The organism is Pseudomonas sp. TMB3-21 (genome assembly GCF_054898145.1).
In genome coordinates, this window is sequence record NZ_CM142718.1 from 2,202,109 (window position 1) to 2,220,805 (window position 18,697).

General features: G+C 55.1%; 30 protein-coding genes. 29 read left to right on the plus strand and 1 reads right to left on the minus strand.

The genetic code is table 11. The features are described from left to right. Positions 1–26 precede the first annotated feature (26 nt). The 29 genes from rplC (at position 27) to bfr (ending at position 15,648) form a co-directional block, all read left to right on the plus strand. Complete coding sequence (gene rplC / locus ACYZTS_RS10135) at positions 27–662, plus strand: 50S ribosomal protein L3 (protein WP_003186059.1); 636 nt, start codon at positions 27–29, stop codon at positions 660–662. A 12-nt stretch (positions 663–674) separates the two neighbouring features. Continuing rightward, positions 675–1,277: a 50S ribosomal protein L4 gene (gene rplD / locus ACYZTS_RS10140; RefSeq protein ID WP_007896707.1), complete on the plus strand. Its 603-nt coding sequence runs from the start codon at positions 675–677 to the stop codon at positions 1,275–1,277. Next, positions 1,274–1,573 (plus strand): 50S ribosomal protein L23, encoded by a 300-nt coding sequence (gene rplW / locus ACYZTS_RS10145; protein ID WP_002555488.1) that lies wholly within the window; start codon positions 1,274–1,276, stop codon positions 1,571–1,573. The genes rplD and rplW overlap by 4 nt, the downstream gene beginning before the upstream one ends. A gap of 14 nt (positions 1,574–1,587) precedes the next feature. After that, positions 1,588–2,412: a 50S ribosomal protein L2 gene (rplB, locus tag ACYZTS_RS10150; protein WP_008030897.1), complete on the plus strand. Its 825-nt coding sequence runs from the start codon at positions 1,588–1,590 to the stop codon at positions 2,410–2,412. A 16-nt stretch (positions 2,413–2,428) separates the two neighbouring features. Beyond that, the gene (gene rpsS, locus ACYZTS_RS10155) at positions 2,429–2,704 is read left to right on the plus strand and encodes a 30S ribosomal protein S19 (RefSeq protein WP_002555486.1); all 276 of its coding nucleotides are present in this window, start codon (positions 2,429–2,431) and stop codon (positions 2,702–2,704) included. Positions 2,705–2,717: 13 nt separating this feature from the next. Beyond that, positions 2,718–3,050 carry a 50S ribosomal protein L22 gene (gene rplV / locus ACYZTS_RS10160; protein ID WP_003103908.1) on the plus strand — a complete coding sequence of 111 codons (333 nt, stop codon included), beginning with the start codon at positions 2,718–2,720 and terminating at the stop codon, positions 3,048–3,050. 13 nt (positions 3,051–3,063) lie between these two features. Beyond that, complete coding sequence (gene rpsC / locus ACYZTS_RS10165) at positions 3,064–3,750, plus strand: 30S ribosomal protein S3 (RefSeq protein WP_003176422.1); 687 nt, start codon at positions 3,064–3,066, stop codon at positions 3,748–3,750. Between the two features lie 12 nt (positions 3,751–3,762). Further along, on the plus strand, positions 3,763–4,176 hold the full coding sequence (gene rplP / locus ACYZTS_RS10170) for a 50S ribosomal protein L16 (RefSeq protein WP_028621544.1): 414 nt from the start codon (positions 3,763–3,765) through the stop codon (positions 4,174–4,176). Then, positions 4,176–4,367 (plus strand): 50S ribosomal protein L29, encoded by a 192-nt coding sequence (rpmC, locus tag ACYZTS_RS10175; RefSeq protein ID WP_008030901.1) that lies wholly within the window; start codon positions 4,176–4,178, stop codon positions 4,365–4,367. The genes rplP and rpmC overlap by 1 nt, the downstream gene beginning before the upstream one ends. Positions 4,368–4,369: 2 nt before the next feature. Continuing rightward, positions 4,370–4,636 carry a 30S ribosomal protein S17 gene (gene rpsQ / locus ACYZTS_RS10180; RefSeq protein WP_003176419.1) on the plus strand — a complete coding sequence of 89 codons (267 nt, stop codon included), beginning with the start codon at positions 4,370–4,372 and terminating at the stop codon, positions 4,634–4,636. Between the two features lie 23 nt (positions 4,637–4,659). Continuing rightward, positions 4,660–5,028, plus strand: a complete 369-nt coding sequence (gene rplN / locus ACYZTS_RS10185; protein WP_002555479.1) for a 50S ribosomal protein L14 — start codon at positions 4,660–4,662, stop codon at positions 5,026–5,028. An 11-nt stretch (positions 5,029–5,039) separates the two neighbouring features. Then, the gene (rplX, locus tag ACYZTS_RS10190) at positions 5,040–5,354 is read left to right on the plus strand and encodes a 50S ribosomal protein L24 (RefSeq protein ID WP_003176416.1); all 315 of its coding nucleotides are present in this window, start codon (positions 5,040–5,042) and stop codon (positions 5,352–5,354) included. A 20-nt stretch (positions 5,355–5,374) separates the two neighbouring features. After that, positions 5,375–5,914, plus strand: a complete 540-nt coding sequence (rplE, locus tag ACYZTS_RS10195; RefSeq protein WP_028621545.1) for a 50S ribosomal protein L5 — start codon at positions 5,375–5,377, stop codon at positions 5,912–5,914. A 13-nt stretch (positions 5,915–5,927) separates the two neighbouring features. Continuing rightward, positions 5,928–6,233, plus strand: a complete 306-nt coding sequence (gene rpsN, locus ACYZTS_RS10200; RefSeq protein WP_028621546.1) for a 30S ribosomal protein S14 — start codon at positions 5,928–5,930, stop codon at positions 6,231–6,233. A 211-nt stretch (positions 6,234–6,444) separates the two neighbouring features. Continuing rightward, positions 6,445–6,837, plus strand: a complete 393-nt coding sequence (gene rpsH, locus ACYZTS_RS10205) for a 30S ribosomal protein S8 (RefSeq protein WP_003186040.1) — start codon at positions 6,445–6,447, stop codon at positions 6,835–6,837. Positions 6,838–6,849: 12 nt separating this feature from the next. After that, positions 6,850–7,383, plus strand: a complete 534-nt coding sequence (gene rplF / locus ACYZTS_RS10210) for a 50S ribosomal protein L6 (protein ID WP_003176412.1) — start codon at positions 6,850–6,852, stop codon at positions 7,381–7,383. Between the two features lie 10 nt (positions 7,384–7,393). Then, complete coding sequence (gene rplR, locus ACYZTS_RS10215) at positions 7,394–7,744, plus strand: 50S ribosomal protein L18 (RefSeq protein ID WP_017341069.1); 351 nt, start codon at positions 7,394–7,396, stop codon at positions 7,742–7,744. A gap of 3 nt (positions 7,745–7,747) precedes the next feature. Further along, positions 7,748–8,248 (plus strand): 30S ribosomal protein S5, encoded by a 501-nt coding sequence (gene rpsE / locus ACYZTS_RS10220; protein ID WP_003186035.1) that lies wholly within the window; start codon positions 7,748–7,750, stop codon positions 8,246–8,248. Between the two features lie 2 nt (positions 8,249–8,250). Beyond that, a complete protein-coding gene (gene rpmD, locus ACYZTS_RS10225; RefSeq protein WP_028621547.1) occupies positions 8,251–8,427 on the plus strand; it encodes a 50S ribosomal protein L30 in 177 nt (58 codons plus the stop codon). A 3-nt stretch (positions 8,428–8,430) separates the two neighbouring features. Next, complete coding sequence (gene rplO, locus ACYZTS_RS10230) at positions 8,431–8,868, plus strand: 50S ribosomal protein L15 (protein WP_010467269.1); 438 nt, start codon at positions 8,431–8,433, stop codon at positions 8,866–8,868. Next, entirely contained in the window at positions 8,869–10,197 is a 1,329-nt protein-coding gene (gene secY, locus ACYZTS_RS10235; RefSeq protein WP_028621548.1) for a preprotein translocase subunit SecY, read from the plus strand. It abuts the gene before it with no gap. Between the two features lie 27 nt (positions 10,198–10,224). Further along, positions 10,225–10,341 carry a 50S ribosomal protein L36 gene (gene rpmJ / locus ACYZTS_RS10240; protein ID WP_002555468.1) on the plus strand — a complete coding sequence of 39 codons (117 nt, stop codon included), beginning with the start codon at positions 10,225–10,227 and terminating at the stop codon, positions 10,339–10,341. 130 nt (positions 10,342–10,471) lie between these two features. Continuing rightward, positions 10,472–10,828: a 30S ribosomal protein S13 gene (rpsM, locus tag ACYZTS_RS10245; protein WP_003186020.1), complete on the plus strand. Its 357-nt coding sequence runs from the start codon at positions 10,472–10,474 to the stop codon at positions 10,826–10,828. Between the two features lie 30 nt (positions 10,829–10,858). Beyond that, complete coding sequence (gene rpsK / locus ACYZTS_RS10250) at positions 10,859–11,248, plus strand: 30S ribosomal protein S11 (protein WP_002555466.1); 390 nt, start codon at positions 10,859–10,861, stop codon at positions 11,246–11,248. A gap of 18 nt (positions 11,249–11,266) precedes the next feature. After that, complete coding sequence (gene rpsD / locus ACYZTS_RS10255) at positions 11,267–11,887, plus strand: 30S ribosomal protein S4 (RefSeq protein ID WP_003210056.1); 621 nt, start codon at positions 11,267–11,269, stop codon at positions 11,885–11,887. A 22-nt stretch (positions 11,888–11,909) separates the two neighbouring features. Then, positions 11,910–12,911 (plus strand): DNA-directed RNA polymerase subunit alpha, encoded by a 1,002-nt coding sequence (locus ACYZTS_RS10260; RefSeq protein ID WP_003186012.1) that lies wholly within the window; start codon positions 11,910–11,912, stop codon positions 12,909–12,911. Between the two features lie 42 nt (positions 12,912–12,953). Then, on the plus strand, positions 12,954–13,340 hold the full coding sequence (rplQ, locus tag ACYZTS_RS10265) for a 50S ribosomal protein L17 (protein ID WP_007896790.1): 387 nt from the start codon (positions 12,954–12,956) through the stop codon (positions 13,338–13,340). 236 nt (positions 13,341–13,576) lie between these two features. Then, the gene (locus tag ACYZTS_RS10270; RefSeq protein ID WP_461995671.1) at positions 13,577–15,031 is read left to right on the plus strand and encodes a catalase; all 1,455 of its coding nucleotides are present in this window, start codon (positions 13,577–13,579) and stop codon (positions 15,029–15,031) included. 149 nt (positions 15,032–15,180) lie between these two features. Beyond that, positions 15,181–15,648 carry a bacterioferritin gene (gene bfr, locus ACYZTS_RS10275; protein WP_461995673.1) on the plus strand — a complete coding sequence of 156 codons (468 nt, stop codon included), beginning with the start codon at positions 15,181–15,183 and terminating at the stop codon, positions 15,646–15,648. A gap of 88 nt (positions 15,649–15,736) precedes the next feature. On the opposite strand, the gene uvrA is transcribed toward bfr, so the two are convergent. Beyond that, positions 15,737–18,571 (minus strand): excinuclease ABC subunit UvrA, encoded by a 2,835-nt coding sequence (gene uvrA, locus ACYZTS_RS10280; RefSeq protein ID WP_461995675.1) that lies wholly within the window; start codon positions 18,569–18,571, stop codon positions 15,737–15,739. Positions 18,572–18,697 lie beyond the last annotated feature (126 nt).

Sequence of the window (18,697 nt, forward strand, 5' to 3'; positions counted from 1 at the left end):
CCCCGTACACTCATGAGGTTTACAACATGACTATTGGTGTAGTCGGTCGTAAATGCGGTATGACCCGTATTTTCACCGAAGAAGGTGTCTCCATTCCGGTCACGGTCATTGAGATCGAGCCGAATCGCGTCACCCAGTTCAAAACTGAAGAGACCGATGGCTATCGTGCAGTGCAAGTCACTGTAGGCGAGCGTCGTGCTTCGCGTGTTACAGCTGCTCAGGCTGGCCACTTCGCTAAGGCGAACGTTGCCGCTGGTCGTACCGTAATGGAATTCCGCCTTGAAGAAGGCGAGTACCAGGCCGGCGATCTGATCAACGCTGAAATCTTCGCCGCTGGTCAACTGGTTGATGTAACCGGTCAGTCCAAGGGTAAAGGCTTCCAGGGTACGATCAAGCGTTGGAACTTCCGCGGGCAAGATAATACCCACGGTAACTCCGTGTCCCACCGCGTTCCAGGCTCTATCGGCCAGTGCCAGACTCCTGGTCGTGTATTCAAGGGCAAAAAAATGTCCGGTCATATGGGCGCTGAGCGCGTGACCGTGCAGTCTCTTGAAGTAGTGCGCGTGGACGCTGAACGCAATCTGTTGTTGGTCAAGGGTGCTGTTCCTGGCGCTACTGGCGGCAACTTGGTTGTACGTCCAGCAGCCAAGGCTCGCGGTTAAGGGGAAGCTGACATGCAATTAAATGTAAATGACGCTCAAGCGATCGAAGTTTCCGAACTGACATTTGGCGGCGAATTCAACGAGACGCTGGTTCACCAAGCAGTCGTGGCCTACATGGCCGGCGGCCGTCAAGGTAGCAAGCAGCAAAAGACCCGTTCCGACGTTCGTGGTGGCGGTAAGCGCCCTTGGCGTCAGAAAGGTACTGGCCGTGCTCGTGCCGGTACTATCCGTAGCCCAATCTGGCGTGGCGGCGGTACCACTTTCGCAGCTCGTCCTCAGGATCACACCCAGAAGCTGAACAAGAAGATGTATCGCGCAGCAATGCGTTCCATCCTTGCTGAGCTGGTGCGTACTGATCGTCTGGTTGTGGTTCAGGACTTCGCTGTTGATGCACCGAAGACCAAAGATCTGCTGAACAAACTGACTGGCATGGGCCTGACTGACGTCTTGATCGTGTCTGAAGTTGTTGATCAGAACCTGTACCTGGCTGCTCGCAACCTGCCACACGTCGATGTACGTGACGTGCAAGGTTCCGATCCAGTTAGTCTGATCGCATACGACAAGGTGTTGATCACCGTGTCGGCCGTGAAGAAATTCGAGGAGCTGCTGGGATGAACCAGGAACGCGTATTTAAAGTTCTGCTCGGCCCGCACGTTTCCGAGAAGGCTACGGTTCTGGCTGACAAAAAAGGCCAGTTCGTTTTCAAGGTTGCAACTGACGCAACCAAGCTGGAAATCAAGAAGGCCGTCGAAAGCCTGTTCAGCGTGAAAGTAGAGCGTGTTACTACCCTGAATGTTCTGGGTAAGAGCAAGCGCACTGCTCGCGGTCTGGGCAAGCGTAATGACTGGAAGAAGGCGGTTATCTCCCTTCAGCCAGGCCAAGATCTCGATTTCAGCAGCAGTGCTGAGTAAGGAAGGGGTGCATCATGGCAATCGTTAAATGCAAACCGACTTCCCCTGGCCGCCGTCATGTGGTCAAGGTGGTCAACCAGGAGCTGCATAAAGGCGCTCCTCACGCACCGCTGCTCGAGAAGAAATCGAAGTCTGGTGGTCGTAACAACAATGGTCGCATTACCACTCGTCACATCGGTGGTGGCCATAAGCAGCATTATCGTCTGGTCGATTTCCGTCGCAACGACAAAGATGGCATCCCGGCCACTGTCGAGCGTATCGAATACGATCCAAACCGTACTGCTCACATCGCTCTTATGTTGTACGCAGACGGCGAACGCCGTTACATCATCGCCCCTAAAGGCGTGAACGCTGGCGACCAGCTGATTTCGGGTGCTTTGGCTCCGATCAAGCCGGGCAACCAGTTGCAACTGCGCAGCATTCCAGTTGGTAGTACCGTACACGGCATCGAATTGAAGCCAGGTAAAGGCGCACAAATCGCTCGTTCCGCTGGTGCTTCGGCTCAGCTGATCGCTCGTGAAGGTGTCTACGTGACCCTGCGTCTGCGTTCTGGTGAGATGCGTAAAGTGCTGGCTGAATGCCGCGCGACCCTGGGTGAAGTCTCGAACTCCGAGCACAGCCTGCGTTCGCTGGGTAAAGCTGGTGCCAAACGCTGGCGTGGCGTTCGCCCAACCGTTCGTGGTGTTGCCATGAACCCGGTTGACCACCCACATGGTGGTGGTGAAGGTCGTACCTCTGGTGGTCGTCATCCGGTATCGCCATGGGGCTTCCCGACTAAGGGCGCGAAGACTCGTGGTAATAAGCGTACCGACAAAATGATCGTCCGTCGTCGCAAGTAAATAGAGGGATACGACAGTGCCACGTTCTCTGAAAAAAGGTCCTTTTATTGATCTTCACCTACTGAAGAAGATCGAAGTGGCGGCGGAAAAGAACGATCGCAAACCAGTTAAAACCTGGTCGCGTCGTTCGATGATCCTGCCACAAATGGTCGGTCTGACCATTGCAGTGCATAACGGTCGTCAACATGTCCCAGTTCTCGTGAACGAAGACATGGTCGGCCACAAACTAGGCGAGTTTGCCGGTACCCGCACATATCGTGGGCACGTGGCAGACAAGAAAGCCAAGCGTTAAGGGGTAAGGAACGATGGAAGTAGCCGCTAAGTTGTCGGGCGCTCGAATCTCCGCCCAGAAAGCCCGCTTGGTCGCCGACCAGATCCGCGGGAAGAAGGTGGGCGAAGCGCTCAACCTGTTGGCTTTCAGCAGTAAGAAAGCCGCCGAGATCATGAAGAAAGTGCTGGAGTCGGCCGTAGCCAACGCCGAGCATAACGAAGGCGCAGACGTTGATGACCTTAAAGTCAGCACCGTTTTCGTCAACGAAGGGCGTTCGCTGAAGCGAATCATGCCACGTGCCAAAGGCCGTGCTGATCGCATCGTCAAGCGGTCTTGCCATATCACTGTCAAGGTTGCTGACAAGTAACGGAGTCGAAGAGATGGGTCAGAAAGTACATCCCATTGGCATTCGCCTGGGAATCGTCAAGGAGCACACCTCCGTCTGGTACGCAGACGGTCGGACTTATGCGGACTATTTGTTCGCTGATCTGAAAGTGCGTGAGTATCTCCAAGACAAACTAAAAAGCGCGTCCGTAAGCCGTATCGATATCCATCGTCCGGCTCAAACAGCACGTATCACCATCCACACCGCTCGTCCGGGTATCGTTATCGGGAAGAAAGGTGAAGATGTTGAGAAACTGCGTCAGGACCTGACCAAACAAATGGGTGTGCCTGTGCACATCAATATCGAAGAAATCCGCAAGCCGGAACTCGACGGTATGTTGGTTGCGCAGAGCGTAGCTCAGCAGCTGGAGCGTCGCGTAATGTTCCGTCGCGCTATGAAGCGCGCTGTACAGAACGCCATGCGCATTGGTGCCAAAGGCATCAAAATCCAAGTGAGCGGTCGTCTCGGCGGTGCTGAAATCGCACGTACTGAATGGTATCGCGAAGGTCGTGTGCCTCTGCACACCCTGCGTGCCGACATCGACTATGCCAACTACGAAGCTCACACCACTTATGGTGTGATCGGTGTAAAGGTTTGGATCTTCAAAGGCGAAGTAATTGGTGGTCGCCAAGAAGAGCTGAAACCACAAGCACCAGCGCCTCGTAAAAAAGCTGCTAAGTAAGGGGTACGCCAAATGTTGCAACCAAAGCGTACGAAGTTCCGCAAGCAAATGACTGGTCACAACCGTGGCCTGGCATTGCGCGGTAGCAAAGTCAGCTTCGGCGAGTTCGCGCTGAAGTCTGTTGCTCGTGGTCGTCTCACCGCTCGTCAGATCGAGTCAGCGCGTCGTGCTCTGACCCGTCACGTAAAACGTGGCGGAAAGATCTGGATCCGTGTATTCCCGGACAAGCCTGTCACCAAAAAGCCACTCGAAGTTCGGATGGGTAAAGGTAAAGGTAGCGTGGAATACTGGGTTGCCCAGATTCAGCCAGGCAAAGTCCTGTATGAAATCGAGGGTGTTACTGAAGAGCTGGCGCGTGAGGCTTTTGCCTTGGCTGCTGCAAAGCTGCCGCTCGCCACCGCCTTTGTTAAACGGACGGTGATGTGATGAAAGCGAACGAACTTCGTGAAAAAGACGCGCCGCAGCTTAACGAGCAACTGCTCGGCCTGCTGCGCGACCAGTTCAATCTGCGTATGCAGAAAGCAACTGGCCAGTTGGGGCAGTCTCACCTGCTCCGGCAAGTTAAGCGTGACATCGCTCGCGTGAAGACTGTGCTCAAACAGCAGGCAGGTAAGTAATCATGGCTGAAGCCGAAAAAACCGTCCGTACGCTGACTGGCCGTGTTGTCAGCGACAAAATGGACAAGACCATCACCGTTCTGATCGAGCGTCGCGTAAAGCACCCGATCTACGGTAAATACGTTAAGCGTTCGACTAAGCTGCACGCGCACGACGAAACCAATCAGTGCCACATCGGCGACAAAGTCACTATTCGTGAAACTCGTCCTTTGGCCAAGACCAAGTCTTGGGCGCTGGTTGATGTTCTCGAACGCGCTGTGGAAGTCTAAGGACTAGGGGTCGGAGAAATTATATGATTCAGACTCAATCCATGCTCGATGTGGCCGATAACAGCGGCGCACGCCGCGTTATGTGCATCAAGGTGCTGGGTGGCTCCCATCGTCGTTACGCTGGTATCGGTGACATCATCAAAGTTACCGTGAAGGAAGCAATTCCTCGCGGTAAAGTGAAAAAAGGCCAAGTGATGACTGCTGTTGTAGTCCGCACTCGTCACGGCGTACGTCGTGCTGATGGCTCCATTATCCGCTTTGATGGCAACGCTGCTGTTCTTCTGAACAACAAGCAAGAGCCGATCGGCACCCGTATCTTTGGGCCAGTGACCCGTGAACTTCGTACTGAGAAGTTCATGAAGATCGTCTCGCTCGCCCCAGAAGTGCTGTAAGGAGATCCGACATGCAAAAGATTCGTCGTGACGACGAGATCATCGTGATCGCCGGCAAAGACAAAGGTAAGCGCGGTAAGGTGCTTAAGGTTCTCGCTAACAACCGTCTGGTTATTGGTGGTCTGAACCTGGTTAAGCGTCATACCAAGCCTAACCCGATGTCGGGCGTACAAGGCGGTATCGTCGAAAAAGAAGCTCCACTGGACGCTTCTAACGTCGCCATTTTCAACGGCGAAACCAACAAGGCTGATCGCGTTGGTTTTAAAGTAGAAGACGGCAAGAAAATTCGTGTCTTCAAGTCGACCCAAAAAGCGGTTGATGCTTGAACACTGCTAGGTAGAAGACCATGGCACGACTAAAAGAGATTTACTGGAAGGAAATCGCACCGAAACTTAAGGAAGAACTTAAGCTTTCGAACGTGATGGAAGTTCCACGCGTTACCAAAATCACCCTGAACATGGGTCTGGGCGAAGCGGTCGGTGACAAGAAAGTCATCGAGCACGCTGTTGCCGACCTGGAAAAGATCACCGGTCAGAAAGTCATCGTGACTTACGCTCGGAAATCCATCGCTGGCTTTAAAGTCCGTGAAGGTTGGCCGATCGGCGTCAAGGTGACCCTGCGCCGTGAGCGTATGTATGAATTCCTGGATCGTCTGCTGTCGATCTCCCTGCCTCGGGTTCGCGACTTCCGCGGCCTGAATGCCAAGTCCTTCGATGGTCGTGGTAACTACAGCATGGGCGTTAAAGAGCAGATCATCTTCCCGGAAATCGACTACGACAAGATCGATGCTCTCCGCGGTCTGGACATTACCCTGACCACCACTGCCAAGAACGATGATGAAGGTCGCGCCTTGTTGCGTGCTTTCAAATTCCCGTTCCGCAACTGATTGGAGTAGGAAAATGGCCAAGACGAGCATGAAGAACCGTGAGCTGAAGCGTCAGCTCACTGTTGCCAAGTACGCCAAAAAGCGTGCAGCACTGAAAGCTATCATCGTGGATCTGAACGCAAGTCCAGAAGCGCGTTGGGAAGCAACAGTTGCTCTGCAGAAGCAGCCACGTGACGCAAGCGCTTCGCGCATGCGTAACCGCTGCCGCTTGACCGGTCGTCCGCACGGCGTTTACCGCAAGTTCGGCCTCGGCCGTAACATGCTGCGTCAAGCAGCAATGCGTGGCGACGTACCGGGTCTGGTTAAAGCCAGCTGGTAAGTAGCATCTCAAAGTCTCGGTGGAAGGGTTCGCAAGATCCTGACCGCCGGTGACCTTGAACTTGAATCAAGCCCCTTTTGGGGCTTGATTCATTTGTGGGGTGTGTCTAGAATACCCGGCTCGCCTGAGCCCGTGCTTTTTTCGCATGGATGTACTCGGCGACACGTAGTAGCCGTAAGGCTAATTTTTTTGTATTAGGAGCGTCTAGCCCATGAGTATGCAGGACCCGTTAGCGGACATGCTAACTCGTATCCGTAATGCCCAGATGGCTGAAAAGTCCGTCGTAAGCATGCCATCTTCTACTTTGAAGGTAGCTGTTGCCAAAGTCCTGAAGGACGAGGGTTACATTGCGGGTTATCAGATCAGCAGCGAAATCAAACCACTGCTGTCCATCGAGCTGAAGTACTTCGAAGGCCGTCCGGTCATCGAGGAAGTGAAGCGCGTTAGCCGTCCAGGCCTGCGTCAGTACAAGTCCGTCGATGATCTGCCAAAAGTTCGTGGCGGTCTCGGTGTGTCTATCGTCTCCACCAACAAAGGTGTGATGACGGATCGTGCTGCGCGCGCTGCCGGTGTCGGCGGCGAAGTTCTTTGCACTGTGTTCTAAGGGGGGATAAGCATGTCACGCGTCGCTAAGAACCCCGTTAAGCTGCCAGCCGGTGTCGAAGTCAAATTCGCAGGTCAACAGCTTTCGGTGAAGGGTGCCAAGGGCACTCTCGAACTGAACATCCATTCGTCCGTTGAGATTGTTGAAGAAGCTGGTGAGCTGCGTTTCGCTGCTCGCAATGGCGATCAACAAACTCGCGCAATGGCTGGTACCACTCGTGCGTTGGTAAACAACATGGTCCAAGGCGTAAGCCAAGGCTTCGAGCGCAAGCTCCAGCTGGTCGGTGTTGGTTACAAAGCGCAAGCAAAAGGCACAGTGCTGAACCTGGCTCTTGGCTTCTCGCACCCAGTGGATTATGAACTGCCGGAAGGCATCACCGCTGAGACTCCTAGCCAGACCGATATCCTGATCAAGGGCATCGACAAGCAGCTGGTAGGTCAAGTGGCCGCCGAGATCCGCGACTTCCGTCCACCAGAGCCGTACAAAGGCAAAGGTGTGCGCTACGCGGACGAAGTCGTCCGTCGTAAAGAAGCCAAGAAGAAGTAGGGCATAGCAAATGACCGACAAAAAAGTTACTCGACTGCGTCGCGCTCGCAAAGCACGCCTGAAAATGCACGAACTCGAAGTCGTGCGTCTCTGCGTGTTCCGCTCGTCGCAGCACATCTACGCCCAGGTCATTTCGGCCGACGGCGCCAAAGTTCTGGCTTCTGCCTCGACTTTGGATAAAGAACTGCGTGATGGTGCCACTGGCAACATCGACGCGGCCACTAAAGTTGGCCAGCTGGTCGCTACGCGTGCTAAGGCCGCTGGCGTCTCGCAAGTGGCTTTCGACCGCTCTGGCTTCAAGTACCACGGCCGCGTTAAAGCGCTGGCTGATGCTGCTCGTGAAGCTGGGCTGGAGTTCTAAGTTATGTCAAATAACGACCAAAAGCGCGACGAAGGCTACATTGAGAAGCTGGTTCAAGTTAACCGCGTAGCCAAAACCGTTAAAGGCGGCCGTATCTTCACTTTCACCGCGTTGACCGTGGTTGGTGATGGTAAAGGGCGCGTTGGCTTCGGCCGTGGCAAGTCGCGTGAAGTGCCTGCTGCGATCCAGAAGGCAATGGAAGCTGCTCGCCGCAACATGATCCAAGTTGACCTGAACGGCACCACTCTGCAGTACGCAATGAAGTCCGCTCATGGCGCTTCGAAGGTGTACATGCAGCCTGCTTCTGAAGGTACCGGTATCATCGCTGGCGGCGCTATGCGTGCTGTCCTCGAAGTTGCTGGCGTTCAGAACGTTCTGGCCAAGTGCTACGGCTCGACTAACCCGGTAAACGTGGTTCACGCCACTTTCAAGGGTTTGAAGGCTATGCAGTCTCCTGAATCCATTGCCGCCAAGCGTGGCAAAAGCGTCAAGGAGATCTTCTGATCATGGCTACCGTTAAAGTAACGCTGATCAAAAGCATGACCGGCCGTATCCCTAACCACAAATTGTGCGTTAAGGGTCTGGGTCTGCGTCGCATCGGTCACACTGTAGAAGTAGTTGATACTCCCGAGAATCGCGGGATGATCAACAAGGCTTACTACATGCTGCGTGTCGAGGGTTAATCGATGAAACTCAATGATCTGAGTCCAGCGCCGGGTTCCCGTCGCGAAAAGCATCGTCCGGGCCGTGGTATCGGTAGTGGTTTGGGCAAGACCGGTGGCCGTGGCCACAAAGGTCAGTCCTCCCGCTCCGGTGGCACCATTGCTCCAGGCTTTGAAGGCGGCCAACAGCCGCTGCATCGTCGTCTGCCGAAGTTCGGTTTCGTTTCCCTGAAAGCCATGGATCGCGCAGAAGTGCGTTTGTCCGAGCTGGCTAAAGTGGAAGGCGATATCGTAACCGTGCAGTCCCTGAAAGATGCCAACGTGATCAACGTCAACGTACAGCGTGTGAAAATCATGCTGTCCGGCGAAGTTACTCGCGCTGTTACCATCGGAAAGGGAATCGGCGCCACCAAAGGTGCGCGTTCGGCTATCGAAGCAGCTGGCGGCAAGTTCGAGGAATAAATGGCTAAGCAAGGTGCTCTCTCTGCGCTCGGCAAAGGCGGTATGTCTGAACTCTGGGCTCGTCTGCGTTTTCTGTTCCTGGCGATTATCGTCTACCGAATAGGCGCACACATCCCGGTTCCAGGTATCAACCCGGACCGACTCGCGGACCTGTTTCGACAGAATGAGGGGACCATTCTTAGCTTGTTCAACATGTTTTCCGGCGGCGCGCTGGAACGGATGAGCATCTTTGCACTGGGGATCATGCCGTACATTTCGGCATCGATCATCATGCAGCTGATGACCGCCGTCAGCCCGCAGCTGGAACAGTTGAAGAAGGAAGGTGAATCTGGGCGTCGCAAGATTGCCCAGTACACCCGCTACGGCACTGTCGTTCTTGCTCTCGTTCAGGCTATTGGCATGTCCATTGGTCTTGCGGGGCAGGGCGTAGCGTTCACTGGTGACTTTGGCTTCCATTTCGTCGCGGTATCCACTTTTGTGGCTGGTGCGATGTTCATGATGTGGCTGGGTGAGCAGATTACTGAGCGTGGTGTTGGCAACGGTATCTCGATGTTGATTTTCGCAGGTATCGTCGCCGGTCTTCCGAGAGCGATCGGGCAGTCTTTCGAGTCTGCGCGTCAGGGTGACATCAACATTTTCGCCCTGGTTGCGATCGGTTTGCTGGCAGTAGCGATTATCGGTTTTGTGGTGTTCATTGAGCGTGGTCAGCGTCGTATTGCTGTTCACTACGCCAAGCGTCAGCAGGGCCGCAAGGTCTTTGCTGCGCAGACTAGCCACTTGCCGCTGAAGGTGAACATGGCCGGCGTTATTCCGGCCATTTTCGCGAGCAGCATTTTGCTGTTCCCGGCTTCGTTGGGTACCTGGTTTGGTCAGTCTGAAGGTATGGGCTGGCTGCAGGACATCTCGCAGTCGATCGCTCCTGGTCAGCCGTTGAATATTCTGCTGTTTAGTGCAGGGATTATTTTCTTCTGCTTCTTCTATACGGCGTTGATGTTCAATCCGAAAGACGTAGCGGAAAACCTGAAGAAGTCCGGTGCCTTTATTCCGGGCATCCGTCCAGGTGAGCAGTCAGCGCGCTACATTGATGGCGTTCTGACTCGTTTGACCCTGTTCGGTGCTCTATATATGACGGCCGTGTGCTTGTTGCCCCAGTTCCTGGTGGTAGCAGCAAACGTTCCGTTCTACCTTGGCGGGACCTCGTTGCTGATCGTCGTCGTGGTTGTGATGGACTTCATGTCCCAAGTACAATCGCACCTCGTTTCGCACCAGTACGAATCCCTGATGAAGAAAGCCAACCTGAAGGGTTACGGCAGCGGCATGTTGCGCTGAGTACCCATAAGGTTCGAGGAGTTGGTGATGAAAGTTCGTGCATCGGTGAAAAAGCTGTGCCGTAACTGCAAGATTATTCGCCGCGAAGGTGTTGTTCGAGTAATTTGCAGCGCGGAACCGCGTCACAAACAGCGCCAAGGCTGAGTGTGATTGTGCTTCAAGCCCGGCAGCTAGTGCGCTGCCGGGTTGATTATTTGTTATTACAGCGATATTATCTCGCGCCCTATTTCTTGGCTTCCGGGGCGTAGGTAGCTGTCAATTGGAGTCCCACTGAATGGCCCGTATTGCAGGCGTTAACATTCCAGATAACAAGCATACTGTTATCTCGCTGACCTACATCTATGGTGTTGGTCGCACTACTGCGCAGAAAATTTGCGCAGTGACTGGGGTAAACCCAGCCGCAAAGATCAAGGATCTGAGCGACGAGCAGATTGAACAGCTGCGTGGCGAAGTGGCGAAGTTCACCACTGAAGGTGACCTGCGTCGCGAAATCAACATGAAAATCAAGCGTTTGATGGACCTCGGTTGCTATCGCGGTCTGCGTCATCGTCGTGGTCTTCCAGTACGCGGTCAGCGTACCAAGACTAACGCGCGTACCCGTAAAGGTCCGCGTAAGCCGATCCGCAAGTAATCGCCCCAGCGAATCGACAGGAAATTAATCATGGCAAAACCTGCTGCTCGTCCTCGTAAAAAAGTTAAAAAGACAGTGGTTGATGGCATCGCCCACATCCATGCTTCTTTTAACAACACAATCGTGACCATTACCGACCGTCAAGGTAACGCGCTTTCTTGGGCTACCTCCGGTGGTTCGGGTTTCCGCGGTTCCCGCAAGTCCACCCCGTTTGCTGCTCAAGTAGCTGCTGAACGTGCTGGTCAAGCTGCGCTGGAATATGGCCTGAAAAACCTCGACGTTAACGTCAAGGGTCCAGGTCCAGGTCGTGAGTCTGCTGTCCGTGCATTGAACGGCTGTGGCTATAAGATCGCCAGCATCACCGACGTGACGCCAATCCCGCACAACGGGTGCCGTCCGCCGAAGAAGCGCCGCGTGTAATCCAGGAGATTGTAAAGAATGGCTCGTTACATTGGTCCAAAATGCAAACTCGCTCGTCGCGAAGGCACCGATCTCTTTCTGAAGAGCGGCGTGCGCGCGATCGAATCGAAGTGCAACATCGAAGCAGCACCTGGTATCCACGGCCAACGCCGCGGTCGCCAGTCCGATTACGGCACCCAACTGCGTGAAAAGCAGAAAGTCCGTCGTATCTACGGCGTTCTCGAGCGTCAATTCAGCGGCTACTACAAAGAAGCTGCTGGCAAGAAAGGTGCAACCGGTGAAAACCTGCTGCAGCTGCTCGAATGCCGTCTGGACAACGTTGTATACCGTATGGGCTTTGGTTCTACTCGTGCCGAATCCCGTCAGCTGGTATCGCACAAGTCCGTCAGCGTTAACGGTCAGACCGTAAACGTACCGTCCTACCAGGTTCGTGCTGGTGACGTGGTCGCGATTCGCGAGAAAGCAAAGAACCAACTTCGCATTGTCCAAGCTCTCGATCTGTGTGCCCAACGTGGCCGCGTAGAATGGGTAGAAGTAGACACTGAGAAGAAGTCGGGCGTTTTCAAGAACGTTCCTGCTCGCAGTGATCTGTCCGCCGACATCAACGAAAGCCTGATTGTCGAGCTCTACTCCAAGTAAGGGCTAGAAAATAGGTGCATCCATGCAGATTTCGGTAAATGAGTTCCTGACACCCCGCCATATTGATGTGCAGGTTGTCAGTCCAACCCGCGCCAAGATCACTCTCGAGCCTCTCGAGCGTGGTTTTGGCCACACCCTGGGCAACGCGCTGCGACGCATCCTGTTGTCCTCAATGCCCGGCTGTGCAGTGGTCGAGGCCGAGATTGACGGTGTACTCCATGAGTACAGCGCCATCGAAGGTGTACAGGAAGATGTAATTGAAATCCTGTTGAACCTTAAAGGTCTGGCTATCAAGCTGCACGGTCGTGACGAAGTTACGCTGACCTTGTCGAAGAAGGGTTCGGGGGTGGTTACCGCTGCCGATATTCAGCTGGATCATGATGTCGAGATCGTTAACCCCGATCACGTAATCGCTAACCTGGCGTCTAACGGCGCCCTGAACATGAAGCTCACCGTAGCTCGTGGTCGTGGTTATGAACCGGCCGACTCGCGTCAGAGCGATGAAGACGAAAGCCGCAGCATTGGTCGCTTGCAGCTTGACTCTTCGTTCAGCCCGGTTCGCCGTATCGCATACGTGGTGGAAAACGCCCGTGTCGAGCAGCGTACTAACCTGGATAAGCTGGTTATTGATCTGGAAACCAACGGTACTCTGGATCCTGAAGAGGCTATTCGCCGCGCTGCAACCATTCTGCAACAGCAGTTGGCTGCGTTCGTCGATCTCAAAGGTGACAGTGAGCCAGTGGTTGTCGAGCAGGAAGACGAGATCGATCCGATCCTGCTTCGCCCGGTTGACGATCTGGAACTGACTGTACGTTCGGCTAACTGCCTTAAGGCGGAAAACATCTACTACATCGGTGACCTGATTCAGCGTACCGAAGTAGAGCTGTTGAAGACTCCGAACCTTGGCAAGAAATCCTTGACTGAAATCAAGGACGTTCTGGCCTCCCGCGGTCTGTCCCTCGGCATGCGCCTCGACAACTGGCCGCCTGCAAGTCTTAAGAAGGACGACAAGGCGACTGCCTGATCGTCGTAATCACCGAACGTTGTGTTTGGTAAGGAATGAACCATGCGTCATCGTAAAAGTGGTCGTCACCTGAGCCGCACCAGCTCGCACCGCAAGGCCATGTTTCAAAACATGGCGGTGTCGCTGTTCGAGCACGAGCTGATCAAAACTACACTGCCGAAAGCTAAAGAACTGCGTCGCGTTGCTGAGCCGCTGATCACTTTGGCCAAGACAGACAGCCTGGCTAACCGCCGTTTGGCCTTCGACCGTACGCGTTCGAAAGCTATCGTTGGTAAGCTCTTCAACGACCTGGGCAAGCGTTACGCTACCCGTGAGGGTGGCTACCTGCGCATCCTCAAGTGCGGTTTCCGCACTGGCGACAACGCGCCTATGGCGTACGTCGAGTTGGTTGACCGTCCTGTCGGTGGTGAAGCTGTATCCGCTGAGTAAGACGTCAGTCTGAAAACATAAAACCGGGCCTAGTGCCCGGTTTTTTGTTGCCTGAAATAAACCTTCGTCCTGATTCAGGCGTTGGCAGGTCTACATTGTCGCGTTCGGAATGACCCCTCTATTAGTAATTATCTATTGATGTGCGCAAGTTAATGAATTTGTGTGTGGGCCGCTGATCGTTAACAATCCTCTCAAGCCGATAGACGGTAGCTAGAGACTGACAGAGGAAGAAATGCATGAGCCAGAATAAAACGCTGACCACCGCCAGTGGTGCACCTGTCGCAGATAATCAGAACTCTCGTTCCGCCGGCCCGCGCGGCCCATTATTGCTTGACGACTTCCACTTGCTCGAGAAGCTTGCGCATTTCAATCGCGAGAACATCCCTGAGCGTCGAGTGCACGCCAAGGGCTCGGGCGCATACGGAACATTCACTGTTACACGGGATATCAGCCAATACACCAGCGCAAAACTGTTCGAAGCCATCGGCAAACAAACCCCGACCTTCCTCAGATTTTCCACCGTGGGCGGTGAGCGTGGTTCGGCTGATACAGAACGCGATCCGCGTGGCTTTGCGCTTAAGTTTTACACCGAAGAAGGTAACTGGGACATCGTAGGCAACAACACGCCCGTGTTCTTCATTCGGGATCCGATGAAATTCCCGGATTTCATTCACACCCAGAAACGCCTGCCGCAAAGTAACCTCAAAAGTGCGCAGATGATGTGGGACTTCTGGTCTCATTCTCCTGAGGCTTTGCACCAGGTGACCATCCTGTTCTCCGATCGCGGCATTCCCGACGGCTATCGTCATATGCATGGTTTCGGGAGCCACACCTATAGCTTGATCAGTTCCAGCGGCGAACGTCACTGGGTCAAATGGCACTATAAAACCCAGCAGGGCATCAAGAACTTGGCCCCGGCCGATGCCGCTCGTTTGGCCGGTACTGACCCGGATTACGCCCAGCGGGATCTGTTCGAGGCGATCGAGCGCGGGGATTTTCCCAAATGGCGTGTGTGCATTCAGATCATGAGCGAAGCGCAAGCGGCGGCTCACTATGAGAATCCATTTGACGTGACCAAGACCTGGTCGCAGAAAGAATTCCCGTTGATTGAAGTGGGCGAGCTGGAGCTCAATCGCAATCCACAAAATTACTTCGCCGAAGTCGAGCAAGCTGCGTTTGGCCCCAGCAACATGGTGCCAGGTGTTGGCCTTTCGCCTGACCGCATGCTGCAAGGACGCGTTTTCGCCTATGCGGACGCTCATAGGTACCGCATTGGCACCAACCACCAGCAATTGCCGGTGAACGCACCGCGCAGCCCCGTTAACACTTTCCAGCGCGACGGCTCCATGGCGTTCGGCAGCAATGGTGGCGCGATGCCGAACTACGAACCGAATAGCTACGTCGAATCGCCAAAACAAGCGCCTCGTTACGCGGAGCCCGCTCTTGCACTGAGCGGTTCGGCTGACCGATACGATCACCGCGAAGATACCGATTACTACAGTCACGCCGGTGCCCTCTTCCGCCTGATGAGCGATGAGCAAAAAGCGCTGTTGGTTAGCAACATCGCAGGCGCCATGGCTGGAGTCTCAAACGATGTGGTTGATCGCCAGCTGCAGCATTTCTTCCGGGCAGATCCGGCGTACGGAGAAGCAATCGCAACCGCGCTGAACGTACAGCTTAACGAAGTCTAAACGAGAAGCAGAACCGCTCACATTTGAGCGGTTTTTGCGTTATTTAAACTACTTTTCTCAGAATATCTTCTCTTTTATCGCGTAAGCAGGGTGACCAAACGGTCGCCTTGGTTCAAACTACAGACTTTCAAGCAGGGAGATGTAGGGCGATGCACGGCCACCCAGATGTTATCGATTACCTCAACACGTTGCTGACCGGCGAACTGGCCGCGCGTGACCAGTATTTTGTTCACTCGCGGATGTATGAGGACTGGGGATTCACCAAGCTCTACGAACGAATCAACCACGAGATGGAAGAGGAAGCAGGGCACGCCGATGCTTTGATGCGTCGAATTCTGATGCTCGAAGGCACGCCGCGCATGCGTCCGGACGATCTCGATGTCGGCACTACAGTGCCGGACATGCTTGCGGCTGACCTGCGTCTGGAATACAAAGTCCGCGCCGCACTCTGCAAGGGCATTGAGCTCTGCGAGTTGCACCGGGACTACGTCAGTCGCGAGATGCTGCGTATTCAGCTGAACGACACCGAAGAAGATCACACCTACTGGCTCGAGAAGCAGTTGGGGCTGATCAAGCTGATTGGGCTGGAGAACTACCTGCAATCGCACGCCGAGTGATGCTATTGCAGGAGTAAGCCGCTGCAAGAAACGCAATAAAAAGCCCCTGTCACTGATCAAGTGACAGGGGCTTTTTCATGCCTGCAATTTAATCCCGATCTCTTGCCAACAGTGGCTTGAGATAGAACCCGGTATGAGATTGCTTCATCTCCGAGACTTCCTCCGGCGTGCCGACCGCGATGATCTGCCCACCTTTCGAGCCGCCCTCTGGCCCAAGATCCACCAGCCAGTCAGCGGTTTTGATCACGTCCAGGTTGTGTTCGATGACCACTACGGTGTTGCCGTGGTCGCGCAGCCTATGCAGCACGTCGAGCAACTGCTGGATATCCGCAAAGTGCAGACCGGTAGTCGGCTCGTCAAGGATGTACAGGGTCTTGCCCGTGTCGCGCTTGGACAGTTCGCGGGACAGCTTCACGCGTTGAGCTTCACCGCCCGACAGTGTGGTCGCTGACTGCCCGAGCTTGATGTACGAGAGCCCGACGTCCATCAGCGTTTGCAGTTTGCGCGCCAGCGCTGGAACGGCGTCGAAGAACACCCGGGCTTCCTCGATCGTCATCTCGAGGGTTTCGTGGATGCTCTTGCCCTTGTACTTGATCTCCAGCGTTTCGCGGTTGTAGCGCTTGCTCTTGCAGACATCGCAAGGGACATAGATGTCCGGCAGAAAGTGCATTTCCACTTTGATCAGGCCATCGCCCTGGCACGCTTCGCACCGTCCGCCTTTCACGTTGAAGGAGAAACGGCCCGGTCCATAACCGCGTGAGCGCGATTCCGGGACACCGGCGAACAGTTCGCGAATCGGCGTGAACAAACCGGTGTACGTCGCCGGGTTTGAGCGCGGTGTACGGCCGATCGGGCTCTGGTCGATGTCGACGACTTTATCCAGGTGCTCCAGCCCCTTGATGCTGTCGTGAGCGGCTGCTTCCAGCGTGGTCGCGCCGTTGAGGGCCGTGGCGCTCAGCGGAAACAGCGTGTTGTTGATCAGCGTCGATTTGCCTGAGCCGGACACGCCGGTGACACACGTCAGCAAACCGATCGGAATCTCCAGATCGACATTCCGAAGGTTGTTGCCCCGCGCACCCTTGAGCGACAAGGACAATTTTTTGTTGCGTGGCGTCCGCTTGGCTGGCACTGCAATCTTCACCCGGCCCGACAGGTACTTGCCTGTCAACGAATCGGGATGCGCCATGACTTCCGCCGGCGTGCCTTCGGCAACAATGTGCCCACCGTGTATGCCGGCACCCGGGCCGATATCCACTACGTAGTCGGCCAGGCGGATCGCATCTTCATCGTGCTCGACCACGATCACCGTGTTGCCGATGTCACGCAGATGCTTGAGCGTCCCGAGGAGACGGTCGTTGTCGCGCTGGTGCAAGCCGATCGACGGCTCATCGAGGATGTACAGAACCCCAACTAAACCCGCACCAATCTGGCTGGCCAGGCGGATTCGCTGGGCTTCACCGCCGGACAGGGTGTCTGCACTACGATCCAGCGACAGGTAATCCAGGCCGACGTTGACCAGGAACTGCAGACGCTCGCGGATTTCCTTGAGAATCTTGTCGGCAATTTCGCCCCGGCGGCCCGTCAGCTTGAGCACACCAAAATATTCGCACGCATCGCCAATCGGCAGGTTGGTCACCGCCGGCAGGGTTTTTTCGCCGACCCAGACATGCCTTGCTTCACGGCGCAGTCGCGTACCACGGCAATCCGGGCAGGGCTGGGTGCTGAGGAACTTGGCGAGCTCTTCGCGCACCGAGGCCGATTCGGTTTCGCGGTAGCGCCGATCGAGATTCGGCACGATACCTTCGAACGGATGCGAGCGTTTGACGATGTCGCCACGATCGTTCAGGTACTTGAAGTCGACTTTCTGCGAACCGCTGCCGTGCAGAATAAATTTCTGCTGGTCGGCGGGCAGTTCGTTGAAAGGGACGTCCAGGCTGAATTTGTAATGAGAGGCGAGGGACCCCAGCATCTGGAAGTAATAGACATTTCGCCTGTCCCATCCACGGATCGCCCCCTCGGCCAGTGTCAGATCGCCATTGACCAGGCGTTTGATGTCGAAGAACTGCTTCACACCCAAACCGTCGCAGGTTGGGCAGGCGCCGGCCGGGTTGTTGAAGGAAAACAGTTTCGGCTCAAGCTCGCTGATTGCGTGACCGCAAATCGGGCAGGCGAAACGCGCGGAGAAGATCATCTCTTCACCGGGCTCGTCATCCATTGAAGCGACCAGGGCAATGCCGTCCGCCAGCTTCAGCGCGGTCTCGAAAGACTCCGCCAGACGTTGTTGCAGATCGGCGCGGACCTTGAAGCGGTCCACTACAGCATCAATCGAATGCTTCTTCTGTTTATCCAGCTTCGGCAATTCGTCCAGCTCGCACAGCCGGCCGTTGACCCGGGCCCGGACAAAGCCCTGGGCGCGCAGCTCTTCAAACACGGAAAGGTGTTCGCCTTTGCGCTCGCGGATGACCGGGGCCAGCAGCATGAGCCGACTGCCCTCCGGTTGCGCGAGGACCAGATCGACCATCTGGCTGACCGTTTGCGCTTCCAGCGGAATGTCGTGATCCGGGCAGCGCGGAATACCCACACGCGCATACAGCAGGCGCAGGTAGTCGTAGATTTCGGTAATGGTGCCAACCGTCGAACGCGGGTTGTGCGAGGTCGACTTCTGTTCGATGGAAATGGCTGGCGACAAACCTTCAATGGTGTCGACATCCGGCTTTTCCATCATCGACAAAAACTGCCGGGCATAAGCCGACAGCGATTCGACGTACCGGCGCTGGCCTTCGGCGTACAGCGTGTCGAAGGCCAGGGACGATTTGCCGGATCCGGACAGGCCGGTGATAACGATCAGTTTGTCCCGTGGCAGGGTCAGGTCGATGTTCTTCAGGTTGTGGGTTCGGGCCCCACGAATCAGGATCTTGTCCAAAGTGGCCTCGCTTGGCGGGCGTCGAAAACGTAGCAGTATACGGCCAAATACTGGATGGATGCACACTATCGAATGACCGGGTCGCAGGCTTGCATGAAGACTCTGTCAGCGGAGCGCGTCAAAGCG

What these genes read in the sequence shown, in the direction of transcription:
- rplN (WP_002555479.1), top strand. Translation starts at nt 4,660, where the DNA reads ATGATTCAGACTCAATCCATGCTCGATGTGGCCGATAACAGCGGCGCA.
- rplC (WP_003186059.1), top strand. Translation starts at nt 27, where the DNA reads ATGACTATTGGTGTAGTCGGTCGTAAATGCGGTATGACCCGTATTTTC.
- rpsK (WP_002555466.1), top strand. Translation starts at nt 10,859, where the DNA reads ATGGCAAAACCTGCTGCTCGTCCTCGTAAAAAAGTTAAAAAGACAGTG.
- rpmD (WP_028621547.1), top strand. Translation starts at nt 8,251, where the DNA reads ATGGCTACCGTTAAAGTAACGCTGATCAAAAGCATGACCGGCCGTATC.
- rplR (WP_017341069.1), top strand. Translation starts at nt 7,394, where the DNA reads ATGACCGACAAAAAAGTTACTCGACTGCGTCGCGCTCGCAAAGCACGC.
- rpsC (WP_003176422.1), top strand. Translation starts at nt 3,064, where the DNA reads ATGGGTCAGAAAGTACATCCCATTGGCATTCGCCTGGGAATCGTCAAG.
- bfr (WP_461995673.1), top strand. Translation starts at nt 15,181, where the DNA reads ATGCACGGCCACCCAGATGTTATCGATTACCTCAACACGTTGCTGACC.
- rplO (WP_010467269.1), top strand. Translation starts at nt 8,431, where the DNA reads ATGAAACTCAATGATCTGAGTCCAGCGCCGGGTTCCCGTCGCGAAAAG.
- rplP (WP_028621544.1), top strand. Translation starts at nt 3,763, where the DNA reads ATGTTGCAACCAAAGCGTACGAAGTTCCGCAAGCAAATGACTGGTCAC.
- rplF (WP_003176412.1), top strand. Translation starts at nt 6,850, where the DNA reads ATGTCACGCGTCGCTAAGAACCCCGTTAAGCTGCCAGCCGGTGTCGAA.
- rpsM (WP_003186020.1), top strand. Translation starts at nt 10,472, where the DNA reads ATGGCCCGTATTGCAGGCGTTAACATTCCAGATAACAAGCATACTGTT.
- rpmC (WP_008030901.1), top strand. Translation starts at nt 4,176, where the DNA reads ATGAAAGCGAACGAACTTCGTGAAAAAGACGCGCCGCAGCTTAACGAG.
- rpsQ (WP_003176419.1), top strand. Translation starts at nt 4,370, where the DNA reads ATGGCTGAAGCCGAAAAAACCGTCCGTACGCTGACTGGCCGTGTTGTC.
- rplQ (WP_007896790.1), top strand. Translation starts at nt 12,954, where the DNA reads ATGCGTCATCGTAAAAGTGGTCGTCACCTGAGCCGCACCAGCTCGCAC.
- rplV (WP_003103908.1), top strand. Translation starts at nt 2,718, where the DNA reads ATGGAAGTAGCCGCTAAGTTGTCGGGCGCTCGAATCTCCGCCCAGAAA.
- secY (WP_028621548.1), top strand. Translation starts at nt 8,869, where the DNA reads ATGGCTAAGCAAGGTGCTCTCTCTGCGCTCGGCAAAGGCGGTATGTCT.
- rpsE (WP_003186035.1), top strand. Translation starts at nt 7,748, where the DNA reads ATGTCAAATAACGACCAAAAGCGCGACGAAGGCTACATTGAGAAGCTG.
- rplW (WP_002555488.1), top strand. Translation starts at nt 1,274, where the DNA reads ATGAACCAGGAACGCGTATTTAAAGTTCTGCTCGGCCCGCACGTTTCC.
- ACYZTS_RS10270 (WP_461995671.1), top strand. Translation starts at nt 13,577, where the DNA reads ATGAGCCAGAATAAAACGCTGACCACCGCCAGTGGTGCACCTGTCGCA.
- rpsN (WP_028621546.1), top strand. Translation starts at nt 5,928, where the DNA reads ATGGCCAAGACGAGCATGAAGAACCGTGAGCTGAAGCGTCAGCTCACT.
- rplE (WP_028621545.1), top strand. Translation starts at nt 5,375, where the DNA reads ATGGCACGACTAAAAGAGATTTACTGGAAGGAAATCGCACCGAAACTT.
- rplX (WP_003176416.1), top strand. Translation starts at nt 5,040, where the DNA reads ATGCAAAAGATTCGTCGTGACGACGAGATCATCGTGATCGCCGGCAAA.
- rplD (WP_007896707.1), top strand. Translation starts at nt 675, where the DNA reads ATGCAATTAAATGTAAATGACGCTCAAGCGATCGAAGTTTCCGAACTG.
- rpsD (WP_003210056.1), top strand. Translation starts at nt 11,267, where the DNA reads ATGGCTCGTTACATTGGTCCAAAATGCAAACTCGCTCGTCGCGAAGGC.
- rpsH (WP_003186040.1), top strand. Translation starts at nt 6,445, where the DNA reads ATGAGTATGCAGGACCCGTTAGCGGACATGCTAACTCGTATCCGTAAT.
- rpmJ (WP_002555468.1), top strand. Translation starts at nt 10,225, where the DNA reads ATGAAAGTTCGTGCATCGGTGAAAAAGCTGTGCCGTAACTGCAAGATT.
- rplB (WP_008030897.1), top strand. Translation starts at nt 1,588, where the DNA reads ATGGCAATCGTTAAATGCAAACCGACTTCCCCTGGCCGCCGTCATGTG.
- ACYZTS_RS10260 (WP_003186012.1), top strand. Translation starts at nt 11,910, where the DNA reads ATGCAGATTTCGGTAAATGAGTTCCTGACACCCCGCCATATTGATGTG.